General features: G+C 68.1%; 18 protein-coding genes. 5 read left to right on the top strand and 13 right to left on the bottom strand.

Going from position 1 to position 23,775, the window contains the following annotated elements; genetic code table 11:
• Window positions 1-48 precede the first annotated feature (48 nt).
• The 3 genes from MLE27_RS02970 to upp are packed head-to-tail and all read right to left on the bottom strand — an operon-like array spanning window position 49 to window position 2,451.
• Complete coding sequence (locus MLE27_RS02970; RefSeq protein WP_243310399.1) at window positions 49-570, bottom strand: hypothetical protein; 522 nt, start codon at window positions 568-570, stop codon at window positions 49-51.
• Complete coding sequence (locus MLE27_RS02965; protein ID WP_243310398.1) at window positions 567-1,814, bottom strand: uracil-xanthine permease family protein; 1,248 nt, start codon at window positions 1,812-1,814, stop codon at window positions 567-569. The genes MLE27_RS02970 and MLE27_RS02965 overlap by 4 nt, the downstream gene beginning before the upstream one ends.
• A gap of 10 nt (window positions 1,815-1,824) precedes the next feature.
• On the bottom strand, window positions 1,825-2,451 hold the full coding sequence (gene upp, locus MLE27_RS02960; protein WP_243310397.1) for a uracil phosphoribosyltransferase: 627 nt from the start codon (window positions 2,449-2,451) through the stop codon (window positions 1,825-1,827).
• A gap of 306 nt (window positions 2,452-2,757) precedes the next feature.
• Between upp and MLE27_RS02955 the strand changes: the two genes are divergently transcribed.
• Window positions 2,758-4,428, top strand: coding sequence for a DEAD/DEAH box helicase (locus MLE27_RS02955; RefSeq protein ID WP_243310396.1), 1,671 nt, complete (start codon window positions 2,758-2,760; stop codon window positions 4,426-4,428).
• Between the two features lie 170 nt (window positions 4,429-4,598).
• Here MLE27_RS02955 and MLE27_RS02950 read toward each other — a convergent pair whose 3' ends face one another.
• The 6 genes from MLE27_RS02950 to MLE27_RS02925 form a co-directional block, all read right to left on the bottom strand.
• Window positions 4,599-5,393 carry a substrate-binding periplasmic protein gene (locus MLE27_RS02950; RefSeq protein ID WP_243310395.1) on the bottom strand — a complete coding sequence of 265 codons (795 nt, stop codon included), beginning with the start codon at window positions 5,391-5,393 and terminating at the stop codon, window positions 4,599-4,601.
• A 115-nt stretch (window positions 5,394-5,508) separates the two neighbouring features.
• Window positions 5,509-7,587, bottom strand: coding sequence for a toxin-antitoxin system YwqK family antitoxin (locus tag MLE27_RS02945; protein WP_243310394.1), 2,079 nt, complete (start codon window positions 7,585-7,587; stop codon window positions 5,509-5,511).
• Window positions 7,588-7,873: 286 nt separating this feature from the next.
• Entirely contained in the window at window positions 7,874-9,529 is a 1,656-nt protein-coding gene (locus MLE27_RS02940; RefSeq protein WP_243310393.1) for a hypothetical protein, read from the bottom strand.
• Window positions 9,526-10,608 (bottom strand): butyrate kinase, encoded by a 1,083-nt coding sequence (gene buk / locus MLE27_RS02935; protein ID WP_243310392.1) that lies wholly within the window; start codon window positions 10,606-10,608, stop codon window positions 9,526-9,528. Before buk ends, MLE27_RS02940 begins: the two co-directional genes overlap by 4 nt.
• A gap of 60 nt (window positions 10,609-10,668) precedes the next feature.
• Window positions 10,669-11,187, bottom strand: a complete 519-nt coding sequence (locus tag MLE27_RS02930) for a 4Fe-4S dicluster domain-containing protein (protein WP_243310391.1) — start codon at window positions 11,185-11,187, stop codon at window positions 10,669-10,671.
• The gene (locus MLE27_RS02925) at window positions 11,184-12,248 is read right to left on the bottom strand and encodes an FAD-dependent oxidoreductase (protein ID WP_243310390.1); all 1,065 of its coding nucleotides are present in this window, start codon (window positions 12,246-12,248) and stop codon (window positions 11,184-11,186) included. Before MLE27_RS02925 ends, MLE27_RS02930 begins: the two co-directional genes overlap by 4 nt.
• A 160-nt stretch (window positions 12,249-12,408) precedes the next feature.
• Between MLE27_RS02925 and MLE27_RS02920 the strand changes: the two genes are divergently transcribed.
• The 3 genes from MLE27_RS02920 (at window position 12,409) to MLE27_RS02910 (ending at window position 15,482) form a co-directional block, all read left to right on the top strand.
• The gene (locus MLE27_RS02920) at window positions 12,409-14,583 is read left to right on the top strand and encodes a malate synthase G (RefSeq protein WP_243310586.1); all 2,175 of its coding nucleotides are present in this window, start codon (window positions 12,409-12,411) and stop codon (window positions 14,581-14,583) included.
• Window positions 14,584-14,706: 123 nt separating this feature from the next.
• Window positions 14,707-14,979 carry a type II toxin-antitoxin system TacA family antitoxin gene (locus tag MLE27_RS02915; RefSeq protein WP_243310389.1) on the top strand — a complete coding sequence of 91 codons (273 nt, stop codon included), beginning with the start codon at window positions 14,707-14,709 and terminating at the stop codon, window positions 14,977-14,979.
• The gene (locus MLE27_RS02910; protein WP_243310388.1) at window positions 14,976-15,482 is read left to right on the top strand and encodes a GNAT family N-acetyltransferase; all 507 of its coding nucleotides are present in this window, start codon (window positions 14,976-14,978) and stop codon (window positions 15,480-15,482) included. The genes MLE27_RS02915 and MLE27_RS02910 overlap by 4 nt, the downstream gene beginning before the upstream one ends.
• 79 nt (window positions 15,483-15,561) lie before the next feature.
• Here MLE27_RS02910 and MLE27_RS02905 read toward each other — a convergent pair whose 3' ends face one another.
• The 4 genes from MLE27_RS02905 to MLE27_RS02890 form a co-directional block, all read right to left on the bottom strand.
• Window positions 15,562-17,373, bottom strand: coding sequence for a carbon starvation CstA family protein (locus MLE27_RS02905; protein ID WP_243310387.1), 1,812 nt, complete (start codon window positions 17,371-17,373; stop codon window positions 15,562-15,564).
• A gap of 168 nt (window positions 17,374-17,541) precedes the next feature.
• A complete protein-coding gene (locus tag MLE27_RS02900) occupies window positions 17,542-19,353 on the bottom strand; it encodes a carbon starvation CstA family protein (protein WP_243310386.1) in 1,812 nt (603 codons plus the stop codon).
• 153 nt (window positions 19,354-19,506) lie between these two features.
• The gene (locus MLE27_RS02895; protein WP_243310385.1) at window positions 19,507-21,222 is read right to left on the bottom strand and encodes a LytS/YhcK type 5TM receptor domain-containing protein; all 1,716 of its coding nucleotides are present in this window, start codon (window positions 21,220-21,222) and stop codon (window positions 19,507-19,509) included.
• Entirely contained in the window at window positions 21,219-21,989 is a 771-nt protein-coding gene (locus tag MLE27_RS02890; protein WP_243310384.1) for a LytR/AlgR family response regulator transcription factor, read from the bottom strand. Before MLE27_RS02890 ends, MLE27_RS02895 begins: the two co-directional genes overlap by 4 nt.
• A 168-nt stretch (window positions 21,990-22,157) precedes the next feature.
• Between MLE27_RS02890 and MLE27_RS02885 the strand changes: the two genes are divergently transcribed.
• A complete protein-coding gene (locus tag MLE27_RS02885) occupies window positions 22,158-23,765 on the top strand; it encodes an efflux transporter outer membrane subunit (RefSeq protein ID WP_279355659.1) in 1,608 nt (535 codons plus the stop codon).
• Window positions 23,766-23,775: the final 10 nt, after the last annotated feature.

The raw sequence follows: 23,775 nt of genomic DNA, 5'->3' as shown, positions 1-23,775 counted from the left end.
AGCGGGCCACGGCGACCGGGAACGGGCCCGGAGAATCGGACCACCGTCCTAATGCACTGTGCGGCCCTTGTTGGCGGCGTAGAGCCTGGCCTTCTCCTCGCGCTCCTTGAGCACCTCGGCCTCCAGGCCGTCCAGCCGGGCGCAGAGGGTTGCGGCCACCTCGGCCACGCCCGCCCCGCCCAGGCTCTCCACGTGCTCCAGGTCGGCGGCCATCTGCTTCTCCATGCGCTCCGACTCCAGGAACATCACGTAGGCCAGGGCCAGGGCGGCGTTGTTGTCCTCCGAGCCGTCGCAGAGCACCACGATCTGCTCCATGCCGGCAGTGGCGAAGAGCGTCTCCACGAACATGCCGATCCACTTGCGGTGCAGCTCGGGCAGGAGCGCGGGCACGGTCTCGGCCACGCAGGCCGCCGCCTCGGGCGAGAGGTCCGGCCGGGTGGCCCCGAGCAGGTCCTTGATGTCGTCCTGGCGGGTCTTGCGGGCCTCCAGGGCGCGCAGGTAGAGCACCTTGTTGATGTGCAGCCTGCAGGCCGCCTCGCGCGGGTCCGGGCCGGAATGCTCCGCGCTCATGCTTCCGCCCTGTCTTGAGGCAAGAGGAGGTTCAGCACCACGCCCGCCACGCCGGCCAGGCCGATGCCCTCCAGGTGGATGCCCCAGAAGTTGAAGCTCATCTTGCCCATGCCGAGCACCACGATGAGCGCCACGATGACCATGTTGCGGGGCTTCATGAGGTCCTGCCCGTCCTGCACCAGGGAGTTCAGGCCCACCACCATGATCGCGCCGAAGAGCAGCAGCATGATGCCGCCCATGACCGGCGCGGGGATGGTCTGCAGAAGCGCCCCAAGCTTGCCCACGAAGGCCAGGGCGATGCCGGTGATGGCGGCCCAGGTCATCAGGGCGGGGTTGTAGATCTTGATGAGCGACACCGCGCCCGTGACCTCGGCGTAGGTGGTCAGCGGGGGGCCGCCCAGGAAGCCCGCCAGGGTGGTGGCCACGCCGTCGCCCATGAGGGAGCGGTGCACGCCGGGCTTGTCGATGTAGTTCTTGCCGGTCACCGAGCCGATGGCCAGGATGGAGCCGATGTGCTCGATGATGGGCGCGATGGCCACGGGCAGGATGATGACGATGGCGTCGAAGTTGAACTCCGGGGCCACGAAGTTGGGCATCTTGAACCAGGGCGCGGCGGCCACGGGGGCGAAGTCCACGATGCCCATGACGAGGCTCACCACGTAGCCCGCCACGATGCCGCAGACGATGGGGATCAGCTTGAGCATGCCGCGGCCCTTGATGGCCACGAGCACCGTGACGGCCAGCGAGATCATGGAGATGATCATGGCCTGGTTCTCGGGGTAGAGCACCTTGGCCCCGTCGCCGGTCTTGCCCATGGCCATGTACACGCCCACCGGGGCCAGGATCAGGCCGATGACCATGATGACCGGGCCGGTGACCACGTGCGGCAGGATGCGCAGCAGGAAGCTGGTGCCCTTGGCCTTGATGAGCAGCGCGAACAGCACGTACATGATGCCCACCGAGGCCAGGCCGCCCAGGGTGGCGGCCGTGCCGTGGCGCTGCACCGAGAGCATCACCGGGGCGATGAAGGCGAAGGAGGAGCCCAGGAAGATGGGAATCTGGAACTTGGTCAGCACCTGGTAGATGAGCGTGCCCAGGCCCGCGGTGAACAGGGCCACGTTGGGGTCCAGCCCGGTGAGCAGCGGCACCAGCACGAGGGCGCCGAAGGCCACGAACAGCATCTGGGCCCCCACGGGCACGTCCCGCAGGCGCAGCTGGTAATCGCCGTTGTTAACCAAAGCCATGGCTCCCCCCTTATTTCGTGCCGAAGATTTTGTCGCCAGCGTCGCCCAGGCCGGGCAGGATGTAGCCCACTTCGTTCAGGCGCTCGTCGATGGCCGCCACGTAGACGTGCACGTCCGGGTGGGCGGCCTCAAGGCGCGCCAGGCCCTCGGGGGCGGCCACCAGGAACAGGCCCTTTATCTTCTTGCAGCCCGCCTCCTTGAGGAGGTCGATGGTGGCGATGAGCGTGCCGCCCGTGGCCAGCATGGGGTCCAGGATGAGGGCGGTGCGCTTGTGGATCTCCTTGGCGAGCTTCACGTAGTAGCGCACGGGGGAGAGGGTCTCCTCGTTGCGGTACATGCCCACCACGCTGACCTTGGCCCCGGGGATCATGTCCAGCACGCCGTCCATCATGCCCAGGCCCGCGCGCAGGATGGGCACCACGGTGATCTTCTTGCCCTTGATCTGCTCCACCTCGACGGGGCCGGCCCAGCCCTTGACGGTTTTCTTTTCGGTCTTGAGGTCCTTGGTGGCTTCGTAGGTGAGCAGCCTGGCCACCTCTCCGGCGAGATCGCGGAAGACGTTGGTGCTGATGCCGTCCTGGCGCAGAATGCCCAGCTTGTGCCTCACCAGGGGGTGGTCGACCACTGTGACAGGCATGGACCTCTCCTTGTTTTTGTACGTTTTCACATGTGCAGCAAACCTCCAGGTTCTTGCAGAAATGGCGCAGGCCGGTCAAGACCGTTGTTGACACCGCCGCCAAAAGGCTTATTGGTGTTCCCGGCGCGCACAGCGCCACGGCATGCCTGCCTGCGTGGCGGGGGCCCGCTGCAGCCCCGCCCATCCCGCCAGACTGTTCCTGCCGAAACCACCGACATTACCCCCGATGACGCTTCCCTGACGGGTCGGCAGCACGCCAAGTCACGCTCGCTCATCGCCTCACAACCAGAACACGAGGTTCTTTTTTTGCAATTCGATTCTTTCGGCTTTCATCCCACCATTTCCGCCAACATCAAATCCCTGGGCTACGAAGCCCCGACCCCCATACAGGCCGAAGCCATGCCCCACGTGCTCGAGGGGCGCGACGTCATGGGCCTGGCCCAGACCGGCACCGGCAAGACCGCGGCCTTCCTGCTGCCCATCATCGACAAGTTCATGAAGGATCCCAAGCCCCTGCGCGGCACCGTGCGGGCCCTGGTGATCGCCCCCACCCGCGAGCTGGCCGAGCAGATCAGCGAGAGCGCCCGCGACTACACCAAGGGCGCGCGCATCCGCACCGTCACCGTGTACGGCGGCGTGGGCCTCGGCCCCCAGGCCAACCGCCTGCGCCAGGGCGCGGACATCCTGGTGGCCTGCCCCGGCCGCCTGCTGGACCACCTGAACCAGGGCAACGCGAATCTTTCCGGCGTTGAGACGCTGGTTCTGGACGAAGCCGACCACATGTTCGACATGGGCTTTCTGCCGGACATCCGCCGCATCCTCTCCACCCTGCCCAAGGAGCGCCAGACCCTGCTGTTCTCCGCCACCATGCCCGACTCCATCCGCGGCCTGGCAAACGAGACGCTGAAGAACCCGGCCCTGGTGCGCATCGGCCGCACGGCTCCGGCCTCCACCGTGGAGCAGTGCCTCTTCCCCGTGCCCCAGCACCTGAAGACCAAGCTGCTGCTCAACCTGCTGGAGCAGAACCCCGAGGGCTCCGTGCTGGTGTTCACCCGCACCAAGCACCGCGCCAAGCGCCTGGCCGAACAGCTGGAGCGCTCCAGCCACACCTCGGCCTGCCTGCAGGGCAACCTCTCCCAGACGCAGCGCCAGAAGGCCATGGACGGGTTCCGCACCGGACGCTACCGCGTGCTGGTGGCCACCGACATCGCCGCGCGCGGCATCGACGTCTCCCGCGTGGCCCACGTGGTCAACTTCGACCTGCCCGACACCCCGGAGACCTACACGCACCGCGTGGGCCGCACCGGCCGCGCCGAGCGCGAGGGTCAGGCCTACTCCCTGGTGACCCACGAGGACAACTCCATGGTCCGGGCCATCGAGCGCCTGCTGGGCAAGACCATCGAGCGCAAGAAGATGGACGGCTTCGACTACGCCGTGCCCGCCCCCGAGCGCCACAGCGACTTCGACCGGCCCATCATGCGCCCCGGCGGACGCGGCGGCTTCGGCGGCGGCAACAACAACCGCCGCTCCGAGGGCGGCCAGGGCCAGGGTCAGCGCCGTCCCGCCCGTGAAGGCTACTCCGCGGACACCCGCCGTCAGCCCTTCTCCGGCGACGGGGTGAGCCAGCCCGCCAGCCAGCCCGCCGCCGGGCACCACCCGAACCACCACTCCGGCCAGAAGCGCCAGGGCCAGGAGCGTCAGGGCCAGGAGCGCCAGGGCCAGGGCCAGTACGGCGACCGCCGCCGCGCCCAGGGCCAGGGCGGCCAGGGCGCCTTCGGCAACAACCGCCGCCAGGAGTCCGGCCAGGGCGACAACCGCCGCCAGGGCGGAGAGCGCAAGCCCTCCTTCTACGGCAGCAGCATGGGCCAGGAATACGGCCAGGGCTACGCCCGCCGCGAGGAAGCCGAAGCCAACCGCGCCCCCAGGCAGAACGGCAACCGCCGCCGCGATGACGCCGACGGCAACCGCGCCGCCTAAACAGCGCCCGCATCATTGAATCGAAAAGCCCCCGTCCAACGACGGGGGCTTTTTCATTCGCGGGCACTCCGCTCCAGGCGGGCGCGCGGCTTGAAACATCCGGGGCTTTGCACGGGCGGTCGAGGCGGAGGCCGGGGGCCGCCCGCATCGTGACCTGCCCGTGCCAGGCGTCAGCGCATGTCCTCCGTCATCGCATCCTTGTTGATGGCGCTCTCCCCGCCGTAATACTTGGCCATGACCCTGAGGTATGTCCCGTTTTTCTTGATGATGGCCAGCCCAGCCCTGAACATGGCGTCGTATTCTTCATCCTTGTCGCGCGATTTCGAGAACACCACGGAGACATCCCCGAGATTGAAGGACTTCGTGAGTTTGTAGTTCTTGTAGTCAGCCGGGAACAGCTTCTTCATGTACATGAGGCCCGTGAGGTCGACTATGCCCCATACGTCCACCCGTCCGGCATGCAGTTGCCGGGCGGACCCCTCATGCGTGACGTTTGGCACCAGGCTCAACAGCTTGTTGTGCTCCAGCACCTTCATGATGCCGCTGCCGCTCAGCACACCGATCATGTAATCGCTCATGTCGTCCAGGTCGATGAAATCGATGCCCTCTGGATAGACTTTCGAGCTGTACATGAACACCTGGGAGACGAACTGCACCGGCTCGGATATGCTGACCTTGTCCGCCACCTCCGGCGCGGCGAACAGGATGTTGCCGCCGATGCCGCAGACGACCTCCCCGGAGCTCACGCTCTCCACCATCCGCTTCACAGGGTAGAAGCGAAGCTCCACGTCAATGCCCACGGCCTTGAAGGCCTCGATCACCAGCTCGCAGGCCAGGCCTTTGTCAGCCGCGTTCTGGTAGATCGGGGGATACTCGAAGGCGGCGACGGCGATGGTCTTCTCCACCGCCGAGGCCGGGCCCGCCAACAAGGCGGCCAGGCACGCCGCGAGCAGGATGCGCCTCATCCGGCCCCTCCGCGCGGGACCGGGCTCCCTGGAGGACGCACGCAGGGAACCGCAGCCCCGCGACGGATGCCCCGCCCCGAGGGCAGGTAGCGCCCCCGCGCACGGCGGTGACAGGTCACGGCGTGCACGTGGCCGTCCCCTGCCCGTCGTAGGTGCAGTAATGGATGATCCCGCCATCCGGATCGTACTCGGTCATGGTCAGGATCAGGCCGTGGGCGTAGGTGCGGACGAAGTGGATGTTCCCGGCCTCGTAGAACTCCTTCCATATCCCGTGCTCCTTGCCCTCCGTATCGTAGTGCTGGATGTCGTAGACCGTGGTGCCGTCCAGGCGGAATCTCACACCGGTCTTGAACGCCGCCACGTTCGGCCAGCTGCAGTAGAACGACCACAGTTTCGTCCACTGCGTGTCCTGATAGTGCTCCTGGGCCAGCGTAATCATGTACGACTCGTCCACCCACCAGCGGGAGAGCCCGTCCTCCGAGATCAGCATGGGCGCGTCGGCCGGCACCTCCGGGCAGAAGCGGCACTTGGCCTTGTCGCCAAGCAGGAGGTCCGCCCCGGAAACAGTGGTGTAGGGGCTCTTGGATTCCCCGTTGACGGCCGCGATCACGTACATGTCGCCGGGAGCGGTCGCGAGCATCTGTGGGTTGAACATCTTGAGCGTGGCCACGTAGCTGAACGGGCCGTTGGGGTTCGTTCCCTTGTAGATCACGTAGGTCAGGTCCGGCGTTTCGGAGATGGGGCTGAACATGTACTGCGCGCCGGTGGGAACCGAGTCGATGATGACCGTCCACTTCTGGGCAGAGAACGGGGCCAGACTGGCGCTCAGGCGGCCCAGCGGCGCGCCGGAGCTGAGCCAGAACGCGTCGCTTGCGGGCACCGGCCAGCCAGCGTAGCCCGTGTTGCCGCTGAAGAGCCTGCCCATGTAGTCCGCCCAGTTCAGCGCCGCGACGCCGCCCGGCCCGGCGGCCTCGACGAGCGCGCGCAGGTCGGAGTAGCCCGGGGTCGGGCTGGTCTGGTTGCGCACGTTCTGCCAGACCCCGAGGACGAGCTGGCCTTGCAGCTGATCCACCAGGCTGCGAACGAAACCCGAGGCCCAGTAACCCAGGTTGCGGGCCTGGGCCTGAGCCTGGGGCATGCCCTGCCAGGTCTCCAGGCCCATGCCCTTCAGGCCCATGTTGGCGAGGAAATACGGGGAGACGTAGCTTCCGCCGAGTATCGCGCGCTCGAACCAGGTGGAGCTTGCCTCCCTGAGCATGGCGAAGTGCGGGTCGCTGGCGGCGTGGCGCTGGGCCAGGGTGGAGCGCGGGTCGTAGGCGGCCTGCACTGCGTGGAACAGCCCGTGCCCCACGGCGGCGCGCATGGCGTCGGAGGAGGCGGCGGCGCAGAGGCCCGCGTTCAGCACCAGGTAGCCCTTGCCCTTGCCCGCAAGGGGCAGGCCCGCCGGGCAGGGTTCGTCGAGCGTGGCGTAGCCCACGGAGATGGGCACGGGCCAGGCGAGCGAGCCCGCCAGATCGAAATTCAGGTTGGCAAGCTTCTGGTAGGCGTCCTCGGCGGCGGCCAGGATGCGGTCCGGGGAGTCGGCGCTTACCGAGAGCACGGCCGTAGGGTATTCCACCGTGAAGTGCTGGCTGCTCTTGCGGGCGTACCCGGCCAGGGTCCACCACCTGGAGGCGTGGCCCTCGCCGCTGGCCGTGGGCAGGACTCCCTGGGTGAGGTCGTGCGCCGACAGCTTGAAGCGCAGCACGCCGGACGTCACGCTGCCCCAGACCACCCTGGCGGGCGCGGTGTCAGCCTGCCCGCCCATGGTGGAGGAGTCCCCCAGGGCCACGGCGGCCTGCCGGTCGGGCGCGCCCAGGCCGAACAGCGCCACGTCGATGTCCTGCCCGGATTGCAGCAGCGGGATCTCCAGCGCATAGGACCAGAGGGCGGACTGGTTGCCGAAGTCCGCCCCCGGCGCGGCGCGCCTGAGCGTCACCGGCACCGGTGAAGCCAGGGCTCCGGGCGGGATGGTCACGACCACCCTGCCCGCCCGCAGCACGCCGCCGGAGGGGCCGACGGTCCTGGTCACCACGGCGGGGCCGCCCGCGGCGCGCGCCCCGCTGGTCAACAGCAGCAGGTCGTCGTCCACCGCCTCGGCGACCGGGTCGGGGATGCAGGCAAACACCAGCATAGCCAGCACGTACCGCAGCATGCGTGCGGACAGCGGGACGGCGCGGCGGAAAGCGCGCAGCCTGAGGGGGAATGACGGCGGGCGGCCGTCTGGTATGGATAACCACGTCACCATGCGATCCTCCTGGGTAGAGTTCCTGAGGATTCGCCCTGGCACGACGGGCGATGGCCCGGCCCGGGAAGGCCTGCCCGGATGCTGTTCCGGCGCTCGAGGCCGGGACGGGTTTGGTCGTAAAATACCCCTCCTGCCGGAATGGAGCAACACCATTGTGGAGGGGCAACCGAATCTGAAATGGAAGGCCCCTCCCCTACATCGCCTCCCCCAGCAACTGCTTCCCGGCCTTCTCCTTCACGGCCCAGCCGGCCTTTTCCAGATTCCCGCGCACCGTGCGGCTCACCGTCCCGGTGACCCACAGCTCCACCGGACAGCCGCCCCTCTCCTGGGAGGCCTTGGCCGCCCGGGCCGACAGGCGGGCCACATCCTCCGTCCAGCAGAGGTGGTCCAGCGGGTAGCACAGCACCAGCGCGCCTTTGGCGTTCCTGGCGGCCACCAGGTCCCCCAGGGGGAGGAAGCCCTCCACCTGACCCACGGCGCGGTTGTAGCCCGCGTACATCTGGGCCATGCGCTGGCGGAAGAGGGCCTGGTCCTGGTTATGGGTGCGCGCGGCCAGCCGCACGTAGGCCGTGAGCCCGTTCTTGCGGCCCAGGTCCCCCAGGGCCTTGACCAGCAGGCTCTGCTGCGTGGGCGTGAACTCGGCGTTGTCCATGAAGGCCCCGATGGCGGATTCCTCCACGCCCATCTCGGCCAGCTTGCGGCGGTTGCGCACGCGCAGCTCCAGCGGGGGTTGGGTCAGGTCCACGGCGCCCAGCCAGTGCACGCCGCTAACGGAGGAGACCGCGATGCCGATGCCGCCGGGGATGAGCGCCTTGAGCCCCATGGAGGTCAGCCCCCCGGCGTAGCCCGCCTTGGTCACGGAATCGAGCTTCTCCTGCATGCGCTTGTTGGTGGAATAGGGGTCAACCCCGAACTCCTTGGCGTATTCGCGCCGGGTGGAAGCGTAGCCCGTGAGCTTGGCCCCGGTGGAGTCCTCGTATTTGCTGGCCGCGTCGGAGGAGGACATGCTGTCCCCGGCGCGGTTGAAGAGCGTGCCCACGCCCGAGGCCGCGTTCTCCACGCTGTCCACGGGGTGCAGCACCAGGTTCTTCACGCCCTCCACCAGGCTGACCCCGCCGTCCCAGACGCCGCGCCCGAACTCCGAGGCCCCCTGCACCTTGTCCATGGCGGCCATGGCAGCGAACTCGTCCACCCGCACGGCAAGCAACGCCGTGGAGCTGACGCGGTAGTCCCCGTAGCGGGAGCGCACGGTGTAGATGTTCATGTAGCCGTCGTTCTCCACGGCCTCCTCCACCCGGTGGTGGGGGCCGGAGAGCAGCTTTTTGGGCAGCACGTCGGCGGCCCGCAGCCCCAGGGGGCGCTCATAGGGCGGGCCGGGCAGTTTGGGCGCGGCCCCGCCCTGGGCCTGCTGGGCTGGGGGCGGCGAGGCGGGCTGGTCCGGCGCTTCCGGCTTGGCCGTGCGCGCCACTTTCCGGTTTTGGCCGCCACCAGGGGCGCAGCCTTCTCCGTCGGGTTCCTGGAGCGGCTGCTCCAGCGGGATGGGCTTGGGGTTGAAGGCGGGTTTGGATGGAGCCTGGCCCTGCTTGGTCTGCGCAGGGTTTCCGTGGGTCTGTGCGGGCTTTCCGGCGGCCTGCGCCGCCTGCGGAGGCTTTGCGGCGGTTTGGGGCGTCTGTCCGGGCTTTCCGGCGGCCTGCGCCGCCTGTGTGGGCGTTCCGGCGGCAGGCGCGGGCTGCTGGCTCTCGGTCTTGGGGGCGGCATGAACCGGATGAACGGGCGACATCGCGCACAGCAGCGCGAGGCAGCAGGCAGCGAGCAGCCTGGCCGCCGTGAGCCCCCGGGGCCACATCACAGCCCGGCGTCCTCCGCTCCCGGCGGATAGGCCTGCACGGGCAGCTCGCCCTTGAGGGCCAGCAGCGCGCCCCGGCACATGGAGGACATCTCCTCCACGCCGGTGACCACCTCCACCCGGGCCAGGCCGCCCAGCAGTTCCCTGAGCGACTCCATGAGCCGCTTGCTGCGGGCCATGCCCCCGGTGAACACGATGGCGTCCGCCGGGCCGCGCAGGGCCGGAAGCATGGAGGCCGCGTGCTTGGCGATGTTGTAGCCCAGGGCCTCGAACACGCTCGCGGCCTTGGCGTCGCCTGCCTCGATCATGTCCTCAACCTTGCGCAGGTCGCTCACGCCAAGGTGGGCCGTGAGGCCCGCGCGGGTGGTCAGGGCCCGGCGCAGGGAGCAGATGGAATGCGCGCCGCTGTCCAGCAGGTCCAGCAGCGGCAGCAGGGGCAGCGTGCCGGAACGCTCCGGGCTGAAGGGGCCCTCCCCGTCCATGGCGTTGGTCACATCCACCACGCGCCCCAGGCGGTGCGCGCCCACGGAGATGCCCCCGCCCAGGTGGGCCACCACGAAACGGCCCGCCTCGTACTTGAGGCCCAGGCGGGCGGCGGCCTCGCGCGCGGCCCCGCGCTGGCCCAGGGCGTGGAAGATGGTGCAGCGGGAGATTTCCGGCAGGCCGGTCAGGCGGGAGACGTCGTCGAGTTCGTCGGTGGCCACCGGGTCCACCACGAAGGCCGGGCAGCCCGCGCGCCGGGCGAACTCCACGGCCAGGAAGGCGCCCAGGTTGCTGGCGTGCTCGCCGCGCCGGGCCTGGGCCAGCTCGTCCAGCATGGCCTGGGACACGGCGTAGACCCCGCCGGGGATGGGCCGCAGGAACCCGCCCCGCCCGGCCACGGCGTCCAGCCGGCCCACGTCGCCCAGGCCCGCCGCGAGGGCCGCCAGCCGGTAGCCGAGCTGCTCCATGACGCCGGGGAAAGCGGCCAGCTCCGCCTGGGGGTGGGCGATCTCCACGTCGCGCAGGCAGGCCTCGCCCTCGAAGAGCGTGGCCCGCGTGCTGGTGGAGCCGGGGTTGATGGTCAGGATGCGCGGAATCATAGGGAATGTGTTGTGTGCCGCACAAACGCCGGGCAGGTCAACCGCCGTCTGGCGGAATGCTCAGCTCCCTTTGGCCCCCGACGGGCCGCTCCCCGGGCGGATGTGGGCCAGCACCAGGGCCTCGGCGGCCCGGGCCTCGGGGGTGTCCAGCGCGGCCAGCTCGGAAGCGTCCGCGTGGGAGATGGCCCCGCAGGGGCACATGTCCACGCAGGCCGGGCCCATGCCGCGCCCGCGCCGCTCGGCGCAGAGGTCGCACTTGGTGAGCATCACGCCCTTGTCCGTCTCCAGCATGGCCGCGAAGGGGCAGGCCAGCATGCAGGCGCGGCTGACGCAGCCCCGGCACTTGAGCGGTTCGAGCACCATGGCCCCGTGGGCGTCGCGCGTGATGGCCCCCTGCTTGCACACGCGGGCGCAGTTGGGGTCCTCGCAGTGGCGGCAGTACAGGGGCATCATCAGCCCGTCGGTGGTGCGCGTCATCATGATGCGCGGCGTGGAGTGCACGAAGCGGCAGACGAACTCGCAGGTTTCGCAGCCGATGCACTTTGAGTAATCGATATGTAAAGTCTTCATGGCGGTCATTTCCTGAAGCGTTCGTCCTTGGCCACCAGGTCGTCGTAGGCGTACTCGGCCAGGCGGTTCTGGGCCTTGAGGTCAAGCCAGTTGGCCAGGGAGCGCGCGGCCTTGAGCCCGGAGTAGATGGCTTTGCCGATCTTGCTGGGGCCGGTGAGGGCGTCGCCCGCAACGAACACGTTCTCGATGGCGGTCATGTGCAGCCAGTGCACCTCGCCCTTGCGGACCTCCTCCAGCCCCAGCTCCTTGGCGAAGGGCGGCGTGGCGATCTCGCCGATGGCCGCGATCACGGCCTGCGCGGGCAATGTCTCCACCTCGCCGCCGATGCGCGCCTCCAGGCTCTCGGCCGACTCGGAGCCCAGCACCTTGAGCGGGGTGGCCAGCTCGCGCCAGACCACGCCCATCTCCTTGAGGCGCTCGATTTCGTAGCTGCCGCAGGGGGCCTCGCGCGCGGTACGCCGGTAGAGCATGGTCACGCTGGCCGCGCCCAGGCCCACGGCCCCGTGGGCCGCGTCCACGGCGGAGTGGCCCGCGCCCACCACGATCACGTCCTTGCCCTTGACCTCGGGCGTCTTGACCTTGGCGGAGGCGTAGCGCGCAGCCCGGATGGGGAAGAGGAACTCCAGCCCCGAATAGACCCCGGCCAGGCCCTCGCCCTCGATGCCCATGCGCCGGGACTTCCAGGAGCCCGTGCAGATGATGCTGGCGTCGTGGCGCATGACCAGGTCCTTGAGGCCCAGCACCTCGCGGCAGAAGTGGTCGCCCTCCTCCTCGAACATGGGGGCCGAGCAGCAGATCTTGGTTTGCGGATGGAACACCACCCCGTGCTCGCGCTCCATGCGCCTGGTGGCGTCGGCGATGCGCTGGCGGGGGATGCGGTGGCCTGGGATGCCGAAGAGCATCAGCCCGCCGGGCTTGGGCAGCTTGTCGTAGACCTCCACCTGGTAGCCCAGGCAGGAGAGGTGTCCGGCGGCGGCAAGGCCCGAAGGCCCCGCGCCGATGATGCCCACGCTGCGGCCGGCGGGCGCGGCGGGGCCGGGGCAGAGGAAATTGAAGTTCATGGCAGGCACGGGAGGCTCCTGGGAGGAGAAATGCGTTGCCCGTGGCATACGGGCATGAGGCCCCGGACGCAAGGGGGGTGAAACAAATCACGTGGATGCACCGGCGACATTCGCGGGGTTTTCTGCTAGAATCAACCATCTCGCCTCAACTTCTACAGGAGCACTCATGATGGACCCACGTGTGACTGTATCCTCGCTCAACATTTCCAAACCTCTCCACGACGTCGTGCAGGAAGCCGCCGCCGGGGCCGGGTTCGATCCCGCGCGCTTCTGGGAGGCTCTGGCCGGGGTGCTGGCTCGCTTCACGCCCCGCAACCGCGAGCTGCTGGCCATCCGCGACGCAATGCAGGCCAAAATCGACGCCTGGCACCGCGAGCGCAAGGGACAGCCCCACGATGCCGCCGCCTACCGCGCCTTCCTGGAGGAGATCGGCTACCTCGTGCCCGAAGGCCCGGACTTCTCCATCGAGACCGCCAACGTGGACCCCGAGATCGCCTCCGTGGCAGGCCCGCAGCTGGTGGTGCCCGTGACCATCCCCCGCTACGCGCTCAACGCGGCCAACGCCCGCTGGGGCAGCCTCTACGACGCCCTCTACGGCACGGACGTCATCCCCGACAGCGGGGCCACGGCCAAGGGCGCGGCCTACAACCCCGCGCGCGGCGCGCACGTGGTGGCCTACGCCGCCTCCTTCCTGGACAAGGCATTCCCCCTGGCCCAAGGCACCCACGCCGAGGTTGCGGCCTACGCCGTGGACAAGGGCGCGCTGGCCGTCATGCTGGCCTCCGGGGCCAGGACCGGTTTGAAGGACCCCGCCCAGTTCACCGGCTACGTGGGCGCGCCCGAGCCCTCGGCCGTGCTGCTGGCCAACCGGGGCCTGCACTGCGAGATACAGATCGACCGTTCCCACCCCATCGGCAAGGCCAGCCAGGCCGGCGTGAAGGACGTGGTGCTCGAAGCCGCCCTGACCACTATCCTCGACTGCGAGGACTCCGTGGCCACCGTGGACGGCCCGGACAAGGCCAAGGCCTACGGCACCATGCTGGGCCTGTTCCGGGGCGACCTGGTGGAGACCTTCCTGAAAGGCGGCAAAACGGTTAAGCGCCGCCTCAACCCCGACAAGGCCTGGTTCGGCCCCGACGGCAAGACCTTCAGCCTGCCCGGGCGCAGCCTGCTGCTGGTGCGCAACGTGGGCCACCTGATGACCACCAACGCCGTGCTCACCGCTGACGGCCAGGAGATCCCCGAGGGCATCCTGGACGCCATGGTCACCGGCCTGCTGGCCCTCTCAGACCTCAAGGCCACGGGCGGCAACCGCAACAGCCGCGCTGGCTCCGTCTACATCGTCAAGCCGAAGATGCACGGCCCGGACGAGGTGGCCTTCACCAATGAGCTCTTCGCCGCCGTGGAGGACGCCCTGGGCATGCCGCGCTTCACCATGAAGATGGGCATCATGGACGAGGAGCGCCGCACCACCGCCAACCTCAAGGAGTGCATCCGCCAGGCCAAAGACCGCCTGATCTTCATCAACACCGGCTTCCTGGACCGCACCGGCGACGAGATCCACACCAGCATGGAGGCCGGGCCGGTGATGGGCCGCGCGGACATGCGCTCCGCCCGCTGGATCACCGCCTACGAGGACTGGAACGTGGACGTGGGCCTGGCCTGCGGCCTGGCCGGAAAGGCGCAGATCGGCAAGGGCATGTGGGCCAAGCCCGACATGATGGCCGAGATGGTCGAGACCAAGATCGCCCACCCCAGGAGCGGCGCCAACACCGCCTGGGTGCCCTCCCCCACCGCCGCCACCCTGCACGCCATGCACTACCACATGGCGGACGTGCAGGCGCGCCAGCGGGAGCTCACGGGCAAGCGCCGCGCCACCCTGGACGACATCCTGACCATCCCGCTCATGCCCGCCCCGGGCCTGACGCCCGAACAGGTGCAGCAGGAGCTGGACAACAGCGCCCAGGGCATCCTGGGCTACGTGGTGCGCTGGGTGGACCAGGGCGTGGGCTGCTCCAAGGTGCCCGACATCCACGACGTGGGCCTGATGGAAGACCGCGCCACCCTGCGCATCTCCAGCCAGTACTTCGCCAACTGGCTGCTGCAGGGCGTGTGCACGCAGGATCAGGCGCTGGAGACCATGAAGCGCATGGCCGCCGTGGTGGATAGACAGAACGAGGGCGACCCCGCCTACCGCCCCATGAGCAAGGACTTCGACGCCAGCGTGGCCTTCCAGGCGGCGCTGGACCTGGTGTTCAAGGGCCGCGTGCAGCCCAATGGCTATACGGAGCCCATCCTGCACGCCAGACGGCGGGAGGCGAAGGAGAAGTTCGGGCTGCTGTAGACGGGAATTGGACCGAGAATGAAAAAGGCCGCCGGGCGTGAGTCCGGCGGCCTTTTTTCGCCGAGCGCCTCTTGTCAGGACAATATCCGTACATTATAGGTTCTTCATCCAAGGAGACTCCTCATGCCAGCCGCCGCCAAGAACGAACGAATCGACATACGCACCTCGCCGCTCGCCAAACGCACCCTGCAGGACGCTGCCACCGCCCGGAGCAAGACCGTGTCCGAGTTCGTGCTGGACGCCGCCTTGAAGGAAGCCGACGCCGTCCTGGCCGAGCAGGGCCGCTTCATCCTCACCGGCGAGCAGTGGTCTGGCTTCGTGCAGGCCCTGGACGAGCCCGCCAGGCCGAAGCCCCGGTTGGAGAAGCTGCTGCAGGAAAAGAGCGTCTTCGAATGACGGGCCGATCCGGCTTGAGGATCGAGAAGCTCCACCCCGGCCTGGACTGCCGCGCCTTCGACTGCGGGAAGCCCGAGCTGAACCGCTATCTCCAGCCCTTCGCGCTGATGAACCAGAAGGCCAACAGCGCCCAGACCTACGCCGCGCACCGCGACGGGGTAGTGGTCGGCTACTACAGCCTGGCCGTCGGCTCCGTGGAGCACCAGGAGGCCCCGGCGCGCGTGGGCAAGGGGCTCGCCCGGCATCCTATCCCGGTCATGATCCTGGCCCGCCTGGCCGTCCACCTCGGGGAGCAGCGCGCGGGCATCGGCTCCGGCCTGCTCAAAGACGCCCTGCTTCGCACGGCGGCAGCGGCGAAAATTGCGGGCATCCGGGCCGTGCTGGTCCACGCCAAGGACGCCTCGGCCGCTGGTTTCTACAGGCACTACGACTTTGAACCCTGCCCCTTCGCTCCCAACAAGCTGATGCTGCTCATGAAGGACCTCGAACGGCTCGTAGAGTAGCTGCCCAGCGCCATCCTGAGAAATCACGAAGGCCGCCGGATCGCTCCGGCGGCCTTCTTCGATTCGCCTCAATCGCCCGCTACTCGGGCACCACCTCCAGCACCGCCTCGCCGTAGGGGTCCTGCACGGACTTGTGGATCTTCATCAGGTGCATGCAGCGCCGCACCGCGCCCACGATCACGAAGGCCATGAGCACCATGACGATGATCGCCAGGGTGGCCAGCAGATAGAGGTTCTTGGGCAGGAAGTTGCTGACCACGTTCAGGTAGCCCGCCCACATGGTCATGCAGACCAGGGCGAAGCCCGGCACCACGGTCATCCACACGTACTTGGCCTTGCCCATGCGGATGATCATCACCGAGCCGATGATGAGCCCCACCGCCGCCAGCAACTGGTTGGACATGCCGAACAGCGGCCAGATGGTGGAGATGTCGCCCGTGTAGACCAGATACCCCCAGGAGAAGGTGAACAGGGCGCTGGTGATGACGATGCCGGGAATCCAGCGCTTTTCCTGGAACTTGGGCACGAAGGTGCCGATCATCTCCTGCAGGAAGAAGCGGCCCACGCGGGTGCCGGTGTCCACGGCCGTCAGGATGAACACGGCCTCGAACATGATTGCGAAGTGGTACCAGTAGCCCATGAGCCCCTTCATGAAGGGGATGGAGGAGAAGATGTAGGCCATGCCCACCGCCAGGGAGACCGCGCCGCCGGGACGCCCGGCCAGGGTCTCGCCCACGGCGGTGGAGAGCTCGGGCAGGTGGGTGGTGGTCATGCCCAGCTTGGCGAAGGCGGCCGGGGCCGTGTTGATGGCGAAGTAGTCGCCCGGGATCATCACGCAGGCCGCTATGAGCGCCATGATGGCCACGAAGCCCTCGGTGAGCATGGCGCCGTAGCCCACGAAGAGGATGTTGCGCTCGTTGTCGAGCATCTTGGGCGTGGTGCCCGAGCCGATGATGGCGTGGAAGCCGGAGATGGCCCCGCAGGCGATGGTGATGAACAGGAAGGGGAACACCGCGCCGGGGATGATCGGCCCGCCCCCGCCGGTGAACTTGGTGAAGGCCTCCATCTGCAGGTCCGGGCGCACCCAGAATATGCCGATGGCCAGCATGGCGATGGTGCCGATCTTCAAATAGGTGGAAAGGTAGTCGCGCGGGCACAGCAGCAGCCACACCGGCAGCACCGAGGCCACGAACCCGTAGATGGGGATGCTCACGGCGATGCTGTTCTTGCTCATGGTGAACCAGCCCGAGAGCGTGGGGCTCGCCACCACGTAGGGCCCGGCCAGGATGGCCAGCACCAAGAGCACCAGGCCCATGAGCGAGGCCCCGGCCACGTCGCCGTGACGCCAGACGTGCAGGTACACGCCCATGAGCAGCGCGATGGGGATGGTGGCGAACACCGTGAAGGTGCCCCAGGGGCTGTGGAACATGGCGTTGACCACGGCGATGGAGAGCCCCGCCAGGGTAAGCACCAGGATGAAGAGCACCGCCACGGAGGCCACGCCGCCGGTGAGCTTGTCCACCTCCTGGGTGGCGATGTAGGCCAGGCTCTGGCCCTTGTGCCGCACCGAGGCGAAGAGCACCACCGTGTCGTGCACGGCCCCGGCCACCACGCAGCCGATGAGGATCCACAGCGCGCCCGGCGCGTAGCCGAACTGGGCCGCCAGCACCGGCCCGAGCAGCGGCCCGGCCGCCGCGATGGCCGCGAAATGGTGCCCGAACAACACGAATTTGTTGGTTTCCACGTAATCCACCCCGTCGGCCTGCTTGATGGCCGGGGTGAGCCTCGTCTCATTCACGCCCAAAACCGTCTTGGTGAGAAAAAGGCCATAAAAACGATAGGCAATGGCGAAAAGGCAAAGTGCCGCGAACACCAGCGTCAACGCATTCATGTGGTCCCCTCCTCCTAGGTTGGCGATGCTTCCTCCTGCCATAACCGCTCGGAAGAACACAACACCTTTCGTCGGTGGACGGCCCTGAAAACAGGAAGGCCGCCGGAGCGGTCCGGCGGCCTTCGATCGAGGAGGAGCCCCTGCTTCGCAGGGACGATGGAGCTTCGCCTACTCGGGCACGACTTCCAGCACGGCCTCGCCGTAGGGGTCGCTGACGGTCTTGTTGATCTTGGAGAGCGCGATCCAGCGGCGCACCGCGCCGATGATGACCACGGTCATCATCACCAGGACGACCAGGGCCAGGGTGGTCAGCAGGTACAGGCCCTTGGGCAGGTAGGTGTTCACGATCTGCAGGTAGCCCGCCCAGACCGTCACGCCAACCAGGCCCAGGCCGGGCACTGCGGTGATGAGCGCCAGCTTGCCCTTGTTCATGCGGATGATCATGGTGGTGCCGATGATGAGGCCCACGGCCGCCAGCAACTGGTTGGACATGCCGAACAGCGGCCAGATGGTGGCGATGTCGCCGGTGTAGAGCAGGTAGCCCCAGGTGCTGGTGAACAGCACGGAGGTGATGCACACGCCGGGCCACCAGCGCTTGTCGTTGAACTTGGGGGCGAAGTTGCCGATCATCTCCTGCAGGAAGAAGCGGCCAACGCGGGTGCCCGCGTCGATGGCGGTGAGGATGAACACGGCCTCGAACATGATGGCGAAGTGGTACCAGTAGCCCATCATGGTATCCATGAAGGGGATGCGGCGGAAGATCTCGGCCATGCCCACGGCCAGGGACACCGCGCCGCCGGTGCGGCCCACCAGCTCCTCGCTCACGGCGTGGGAGAGGAAGGGCAGGTCCACCACCTGCATGTTCAGCTTGGCGAAGGCCGCCGGGGCGGAGTTGATGGCGAAGTAGTCGGCCGGGAACATGACGCAGGCGGCCACCAGGGCCATCATGGCCACGAAGCCCTCGGTCAGCATGGCCCCGTAGCCCACGAAGAGCAGGTTGCGCTCGGAGTCCAGCATCTTGGGGGTGGTGCCGGTGGCGATGATGGCGTGGAAGCCGGAGATTGCGCCGCAGGCGATGGTGATGAACAGGAAGGGGAAGGCCGCGCCGGGGATGATGGGGCCGCCGCCGCCCATGAACTGGGTCATGGCGGGCATCTTGAGGTCGGGCATGACCCAGAAGATGCCGATGGCCAGCATGGCGATGGTGCCGATCTTCAAATAGGTGGAGAGGTAGTCGCGCGGGCACAGCAGCAGCCACACCGGCAGGATGGAGGCCGCGATGCCGTAGATGGGCACCGCCAGGGAGAGCGCGGGCTTGGAGAGGTTGAAGATGTGCTTCAGGCTCTCGTGCTCGGCGACCCAGTGGCCGCCCACGACCGCCGCCACCAGCAGGGCCACGCCCATGATGGAGGCGCCGGTGACGTCGCCGGGGCGCCAGAACTGCAGGTACAGGCCCATCAGGATGGCGATGGGGATGGTGGCGAACACGGTGAAGGTGGCCCAGGGGCTGTGGAACATCGCGTTGACGCAGGCGATGGACAGGCCGGCCAGGGTCAGGATCAGGATGAAGAGCACCGCGAAGGAGGCCACGCCGCCGGTGAACTTGTCCACTTCCTGGGTGGCGATGTAGGCCAGGCTCTGGCCCTTGTGGCGCACGGAGGCGAAGAGCACCACCAGGTCGTGCACGGCGCCGGCCAGCACGCAGCCGATGAGGATCCAGAGCGCGCCCGGCGCGAAGCCGAACTGGGCGGCCAGCACGGGCCCGAGCAGCGGCCCGGCAGCGGCGATGGCCGCGAAGTGGTGGCCGAACAGGATGTATTTGTTGGTTTCCACATAGTCCACGCCGTCGGCCATCTTGATGGCGGGCGTCAGCCTGGCCTCGTTCACGCCCAGCACCTTCCTGGCTATGAACAAGCCATAGAAGCGGTAGGCGATGGCGAAGACGCACAGCGCTGCGAATACGAGAGTCAACGCGTTCATTACTTTCCTCCTCCGGGATGTTGGCCCCGGCTTACGCCCCTTCCATGAAAGAAAACAACGCACCCGGCGCGAAAGGCAGGTTTTGGGGGCTGAAATGGAGGATGGAGGGTCTGAAAGGGGCCTCTCCGGGTGGCCCGGAAAAGCCCCCGATGGCTACTGCTGCGGGATGCGCAGCGAGATGGAGGTGCCCCTGTCCGGGGCGCTGTCCACGAGCAGGCCGTAGTCCGGCCCGTAGAGCTGCATGAGGCGCTGGTTGGAGTTGCGCGCCCCGATGCCCTCGGTGAGCGACTCGGAGGAACCGCTGCGCACGATGGCCTGCACGGCCACGCGGTCCATGCCCGCGCCGTCGTCGTGCACCTCCACCAGCAGGTGCCCGTTCTCGCGCCAGGCGGTCAGGCGCACCAGCCCGCCCTCGGGCTTGGCCAGCACGCCGTGGCGCACGGCGTTCTCCACCAGCGGCTGTATGAGCAGCGGCGGCACCAGGCACTCGGCGGCCCCGGGGCCCAGGTCGATCTCGGTCTTCACGCGGGTGCCGAAGCGGGCCTGCTCGATGGCCAGGTAGGCGCGGGTCTGCTCGATCTCGTCAGAGAGGGGGATCAGCCCGCGGCTGGAGTCCAGGTTGCGGCGCATGTAGCGGGAGAGGTCAAGCAGCAGCTCGCGGGCCTGGGAGGGCGCGGTGCGGCAGAAGCTGGCGATGGTGTTCAGCGAGTTGAACAGGAAGTGCGGGTTGATCTGCGCCTGGAGCCGCCTGATCTCGGCGTGGGCCAGGAGCTGGTTCTTGATGCCGATGTCCTCCAGCTCAAGCTGGGTGGAGAACAGGTCCGCCAGGCCCTTGGCCAGCTCGAAGAGGGTCTCGTCCAGGGGGGAGCGGCGCGTGCCGTAGAGCTTGAGGCAGCCCATGATGCGGCTGCCCTTGCGCAGGGGGACGATGATGGCCTCGGTGAGCGGGCAGCCGTCGCTCGAGCAGGCGATGCTCTGGCGGTCGTGCACGAAGAGGGGCTCGCCGGTATCCACCACGCGCTGGGTGGCCCGCGTGAGCACTTCGCCCCCGCTGACGTGGTGGTCCTCGCCTTCCCCCACATGGGCCAGGATGGTGTTGTTGGAGGTCAGCGCCACCGCCGCCACCTGGGCCTCGTTCATGATGATGGCCGCCGTGGCCTGGGCCGAGGCCGGGTTGAGGCCGCCGCGCAGGTGGCCCACGGTCTGGTTGGCGATGGAGAGGATCTGCCGGGCCAGGTCGCGGTCGCGGGCCTGCTTGAAGCGCATCTGCAGGTCCAGGGCCTTCACGAACAGACCCGCCCCCAGGGAGTTGAACACGATCATCGGCAGCGCGATCACCTGCACCAAGGCCACGGCCTCCACGAAGGGCTGGGAGAACAGCAGCACCAGGCCCATGTGCAGGGTCTCGCCCGCCAGGCAGATGCCCATAGCCATCTGCCAGTCCAGGCTGTTGCCGGGGTTGCGCCGGGCGATGAACCCGGCCGCCGTGCCCTCCAGCAGGGTGGCCAGGCCGCAGGGCAGCGCGGAGAAGCCCCCGATGTCGATGAGGTAGCGGTGCGCACCGGCGATCAGGCCCACGCCGAAGCCAACGCCGGGCCCGCCGAACAGCCCCGCCGTGACCACAACCATGGCCCGCAGGTTCGCGAAGGACTTGAAAACCGAGTTGCCCGTGTAGGTGCCAAGCACCCCGAACAGGCCGAAGAGCACCACCAGGAGCACGGTGGCCCACAGGGGCCTGTCTCGCCGGGGGCCGAGCTTGTCCAGGGAGGTGACGGTCATGATGGCGAACCCGCCCGCCAGCAGCAGGCCGAAGCGCTGGGACAGGTTCAGGAACAGTTCGGGCACCTGGGGGTTGAGCAGATCGGTCATATCCCGAGCCTCGTCTTGAATTCGCGGACCCTGTTGCGGCTGACCACGATCTCCGTGCGCTCGCCGTCGGCCATGACCACATGATACTTGCCCCCGAACCAGGGGGAGAACTCGGCCACGTGCTCCAGGTTGATGAGCTGGGCGCGGTTGGCCTGGAAGAAGCTCAGGCCAGCCAAGCGCTCGCAGGCCTTGGCCAGGGTGGACATGCCGTGGCAGGGCAGCTTGCCGTGGGCCGTGGCGGCCACCAGATGCTTCTCCTCCGCCTCGATGAAGGCCACCTGCGTCAGCGCGATGAGCCTGATGCGTCCGCCCTGCTCCACGGCCAGCTTGGGCAGCGGCTTGCCCGGCCCCACGCAGGAGAGCAGGCGCTCCACGGCCTGGTGCAGGGGCTTTGCGTCCTTGGCCTGCAGGGCGGCTCGAACGCGGTCCAGGCTTTTGGCCAGCCGATCGGGCGAGACGGGCTTGAGCAGGTAGTCGGTGGCGTTCTCCTCGAAGGCCCGGATGGCGTGCTGGTCGTAGGCGGTGACGAACACGAACAGCGGCGGGGAGTCGAACTCCTTGGCGTTGGAGAGCACGTGGAAGCCGTCCTGCCCGGGCATGTGGATGTCCTGGAAGACGACGTCCGCCAGGCCCCGCGCGATGACGGAGAGGGCCTCCTCGGCGGAGGCGGCCTGGAGGGCGGCCACGTCGGGGTGCGCCTCCAGCAGGTAGGCCAGTTCGTCGCGGGCCGGGGCCTCGTCGTCCACTATCAGGGCTCGGATGGTCATCATGCGCTCCAGTTGCCCCCCGGTTAATGCCGGGCCCCGCGCTTGTAAAGCCCGCAACAGGGATGCCAGGAACAGGAACCTTGCCGGGAGGTAATAATTTCCTATTGCCAATCTGTAGGTTTCTATTGTCTAAATGCACAACGTTTCCAATCAGTCACGGGGTTTTCAATGCCGACGAGCTTCCCTGGACGCATATCCTGGCCGCGACTTTGCCTGCTGCTCTGCATCCTTGCGCTGTCGACGGCGGGATGCATGAAGGTTGGGCCGGACTTCAAAAAACCCCAGACTGCATCGCCCAAATCCTGGATGGAGTCGGACTACGCCAGGACGAGGCCCGACATCCCCCCCGCCGAAGACTGGTGGAAGACGCTCAACGACCCCGTGCTGGACAAGCTGGTGGCCACCGCCCGCGCCCAGAACCTCACCCTGCACATCGCGGGCGTGCGCATCCTGGAGGCCAGAGCCCAGCTCGGCATCGCGGTGGGCAACATCTACCCGCAGACCCAGCAGGGCACGGGAGCCCTCACCTGGAACCAGCCCAGCCGCCGCGCCCCCGGCTCCACCCAGCCCCCCAACGACGGCAAGGGCCAGTTCAGCTACTGGCAGGATTCCGCCGGGTTCAACGCCGCCTGGGAGCTTGACTTCTGGGGCAAGTTCCGCCGGGCCATCGAATCCGCCGACGCCAGCCTGGCCGCCTCCGTGGCCGACTACGACAACGTGCTGGTCAGCCTCTGCTCCGACGTGGCCAGCACCTACGTGCTGCTGCGCGTCAGCGAGGAGCGCCTGCGCATAGCCCGCGACAACGTCGTCCTGCAGAAGGAAGGCTGGAACATCGCGGACATCCGCTTCCGCCTGGGCGCCACCTCCGAGCGCGACGTGATGCAGGCCCAGACCCTGCTCTCATCCACCGAGGCCACCATCCCGGCGCTGACCTCCTCGGTGCACAAGGCCCGCCACGCCCTGGCCCTGCTCCTGGGCATGACCCCGGAGGAGATCACGCCCCTGCTGGACGGCCCTTCGCGCATCCCCGAGTGCCCGGAGCAGATCGGCGTGGGCATCCCGGCGGACCTCCTGCGCCGCCGCCCGGACGTGCGCCAGGCCGAGTACCTGGCCGCGGCCCAGTGCGCCAGCATCGGCGTGGCCAAGGCGGACCTGTTCCCCTCCTTCTCGCTCACGGGCAACATCGGCTGGCTCTCCTCAAACATGGGGGCCTTCAACCTGGCGGACATCTTCTCCGCCCGCAGCCTCACGGCCGGGTTCGGCCCCTCGGTCACGTGGAACCTTTTCAACTACGGGCGCATCGTGAACAACGTGCGCGTGCAGGACGCCAGGTTCGAGGCGGCGCTGCTGAACTACCGCAACACCGTGCTCACGGCCCTCAAGCAGGTGGAGGACTCCCTGGCGGACTACCAGTTCACCCGCCTCCAGACCGCGGACCTGGCCCGCGCCGCCGACTCCGCCAAGCGCGGGGCGGACCTGGCCTTCATCCAGTACAAGGAAGGCAAGACCGACTACACCACCGTCATCGTGGCCCAACAGAACCAGCTCACCCAGCAGGACGCCCTGGCCAGCGCCCAGGGCAACATCGTGCTGGGCATGGTGGGGGTCTACCGGGGCCTCGGCGGCGGCTGGGAAGAGCGGCCCGAGCCCGTCCCGGCGGAGGTCGCCGGCGAGATGAAGGCCCGCACCTACTGGGGCTCCATGCTTGGAACCTCCCCCGAAAAATACGAAGACCCGGCCAAGGCCCCCGCAAGCCGCCTGGCTCCCGGTTTCTGACACTGAACTC

The organism is Fundidesulfovibrio agrisoli (assembly GCF_022808715.1).
Classification (GTDB): Bacteria; Desulfobacterota; Desulfovibrionia; order Desulfovibrionales; family Desulfovibrionaceae; genus Fundidesulfovibrio; species Fundidesulfovibrio agrisoli.
The sequence above is the reverse complement of the archived record's forward strand: the minus strand, read 5'-3'. Positions and strand labels throughout refer to the sequence as shown.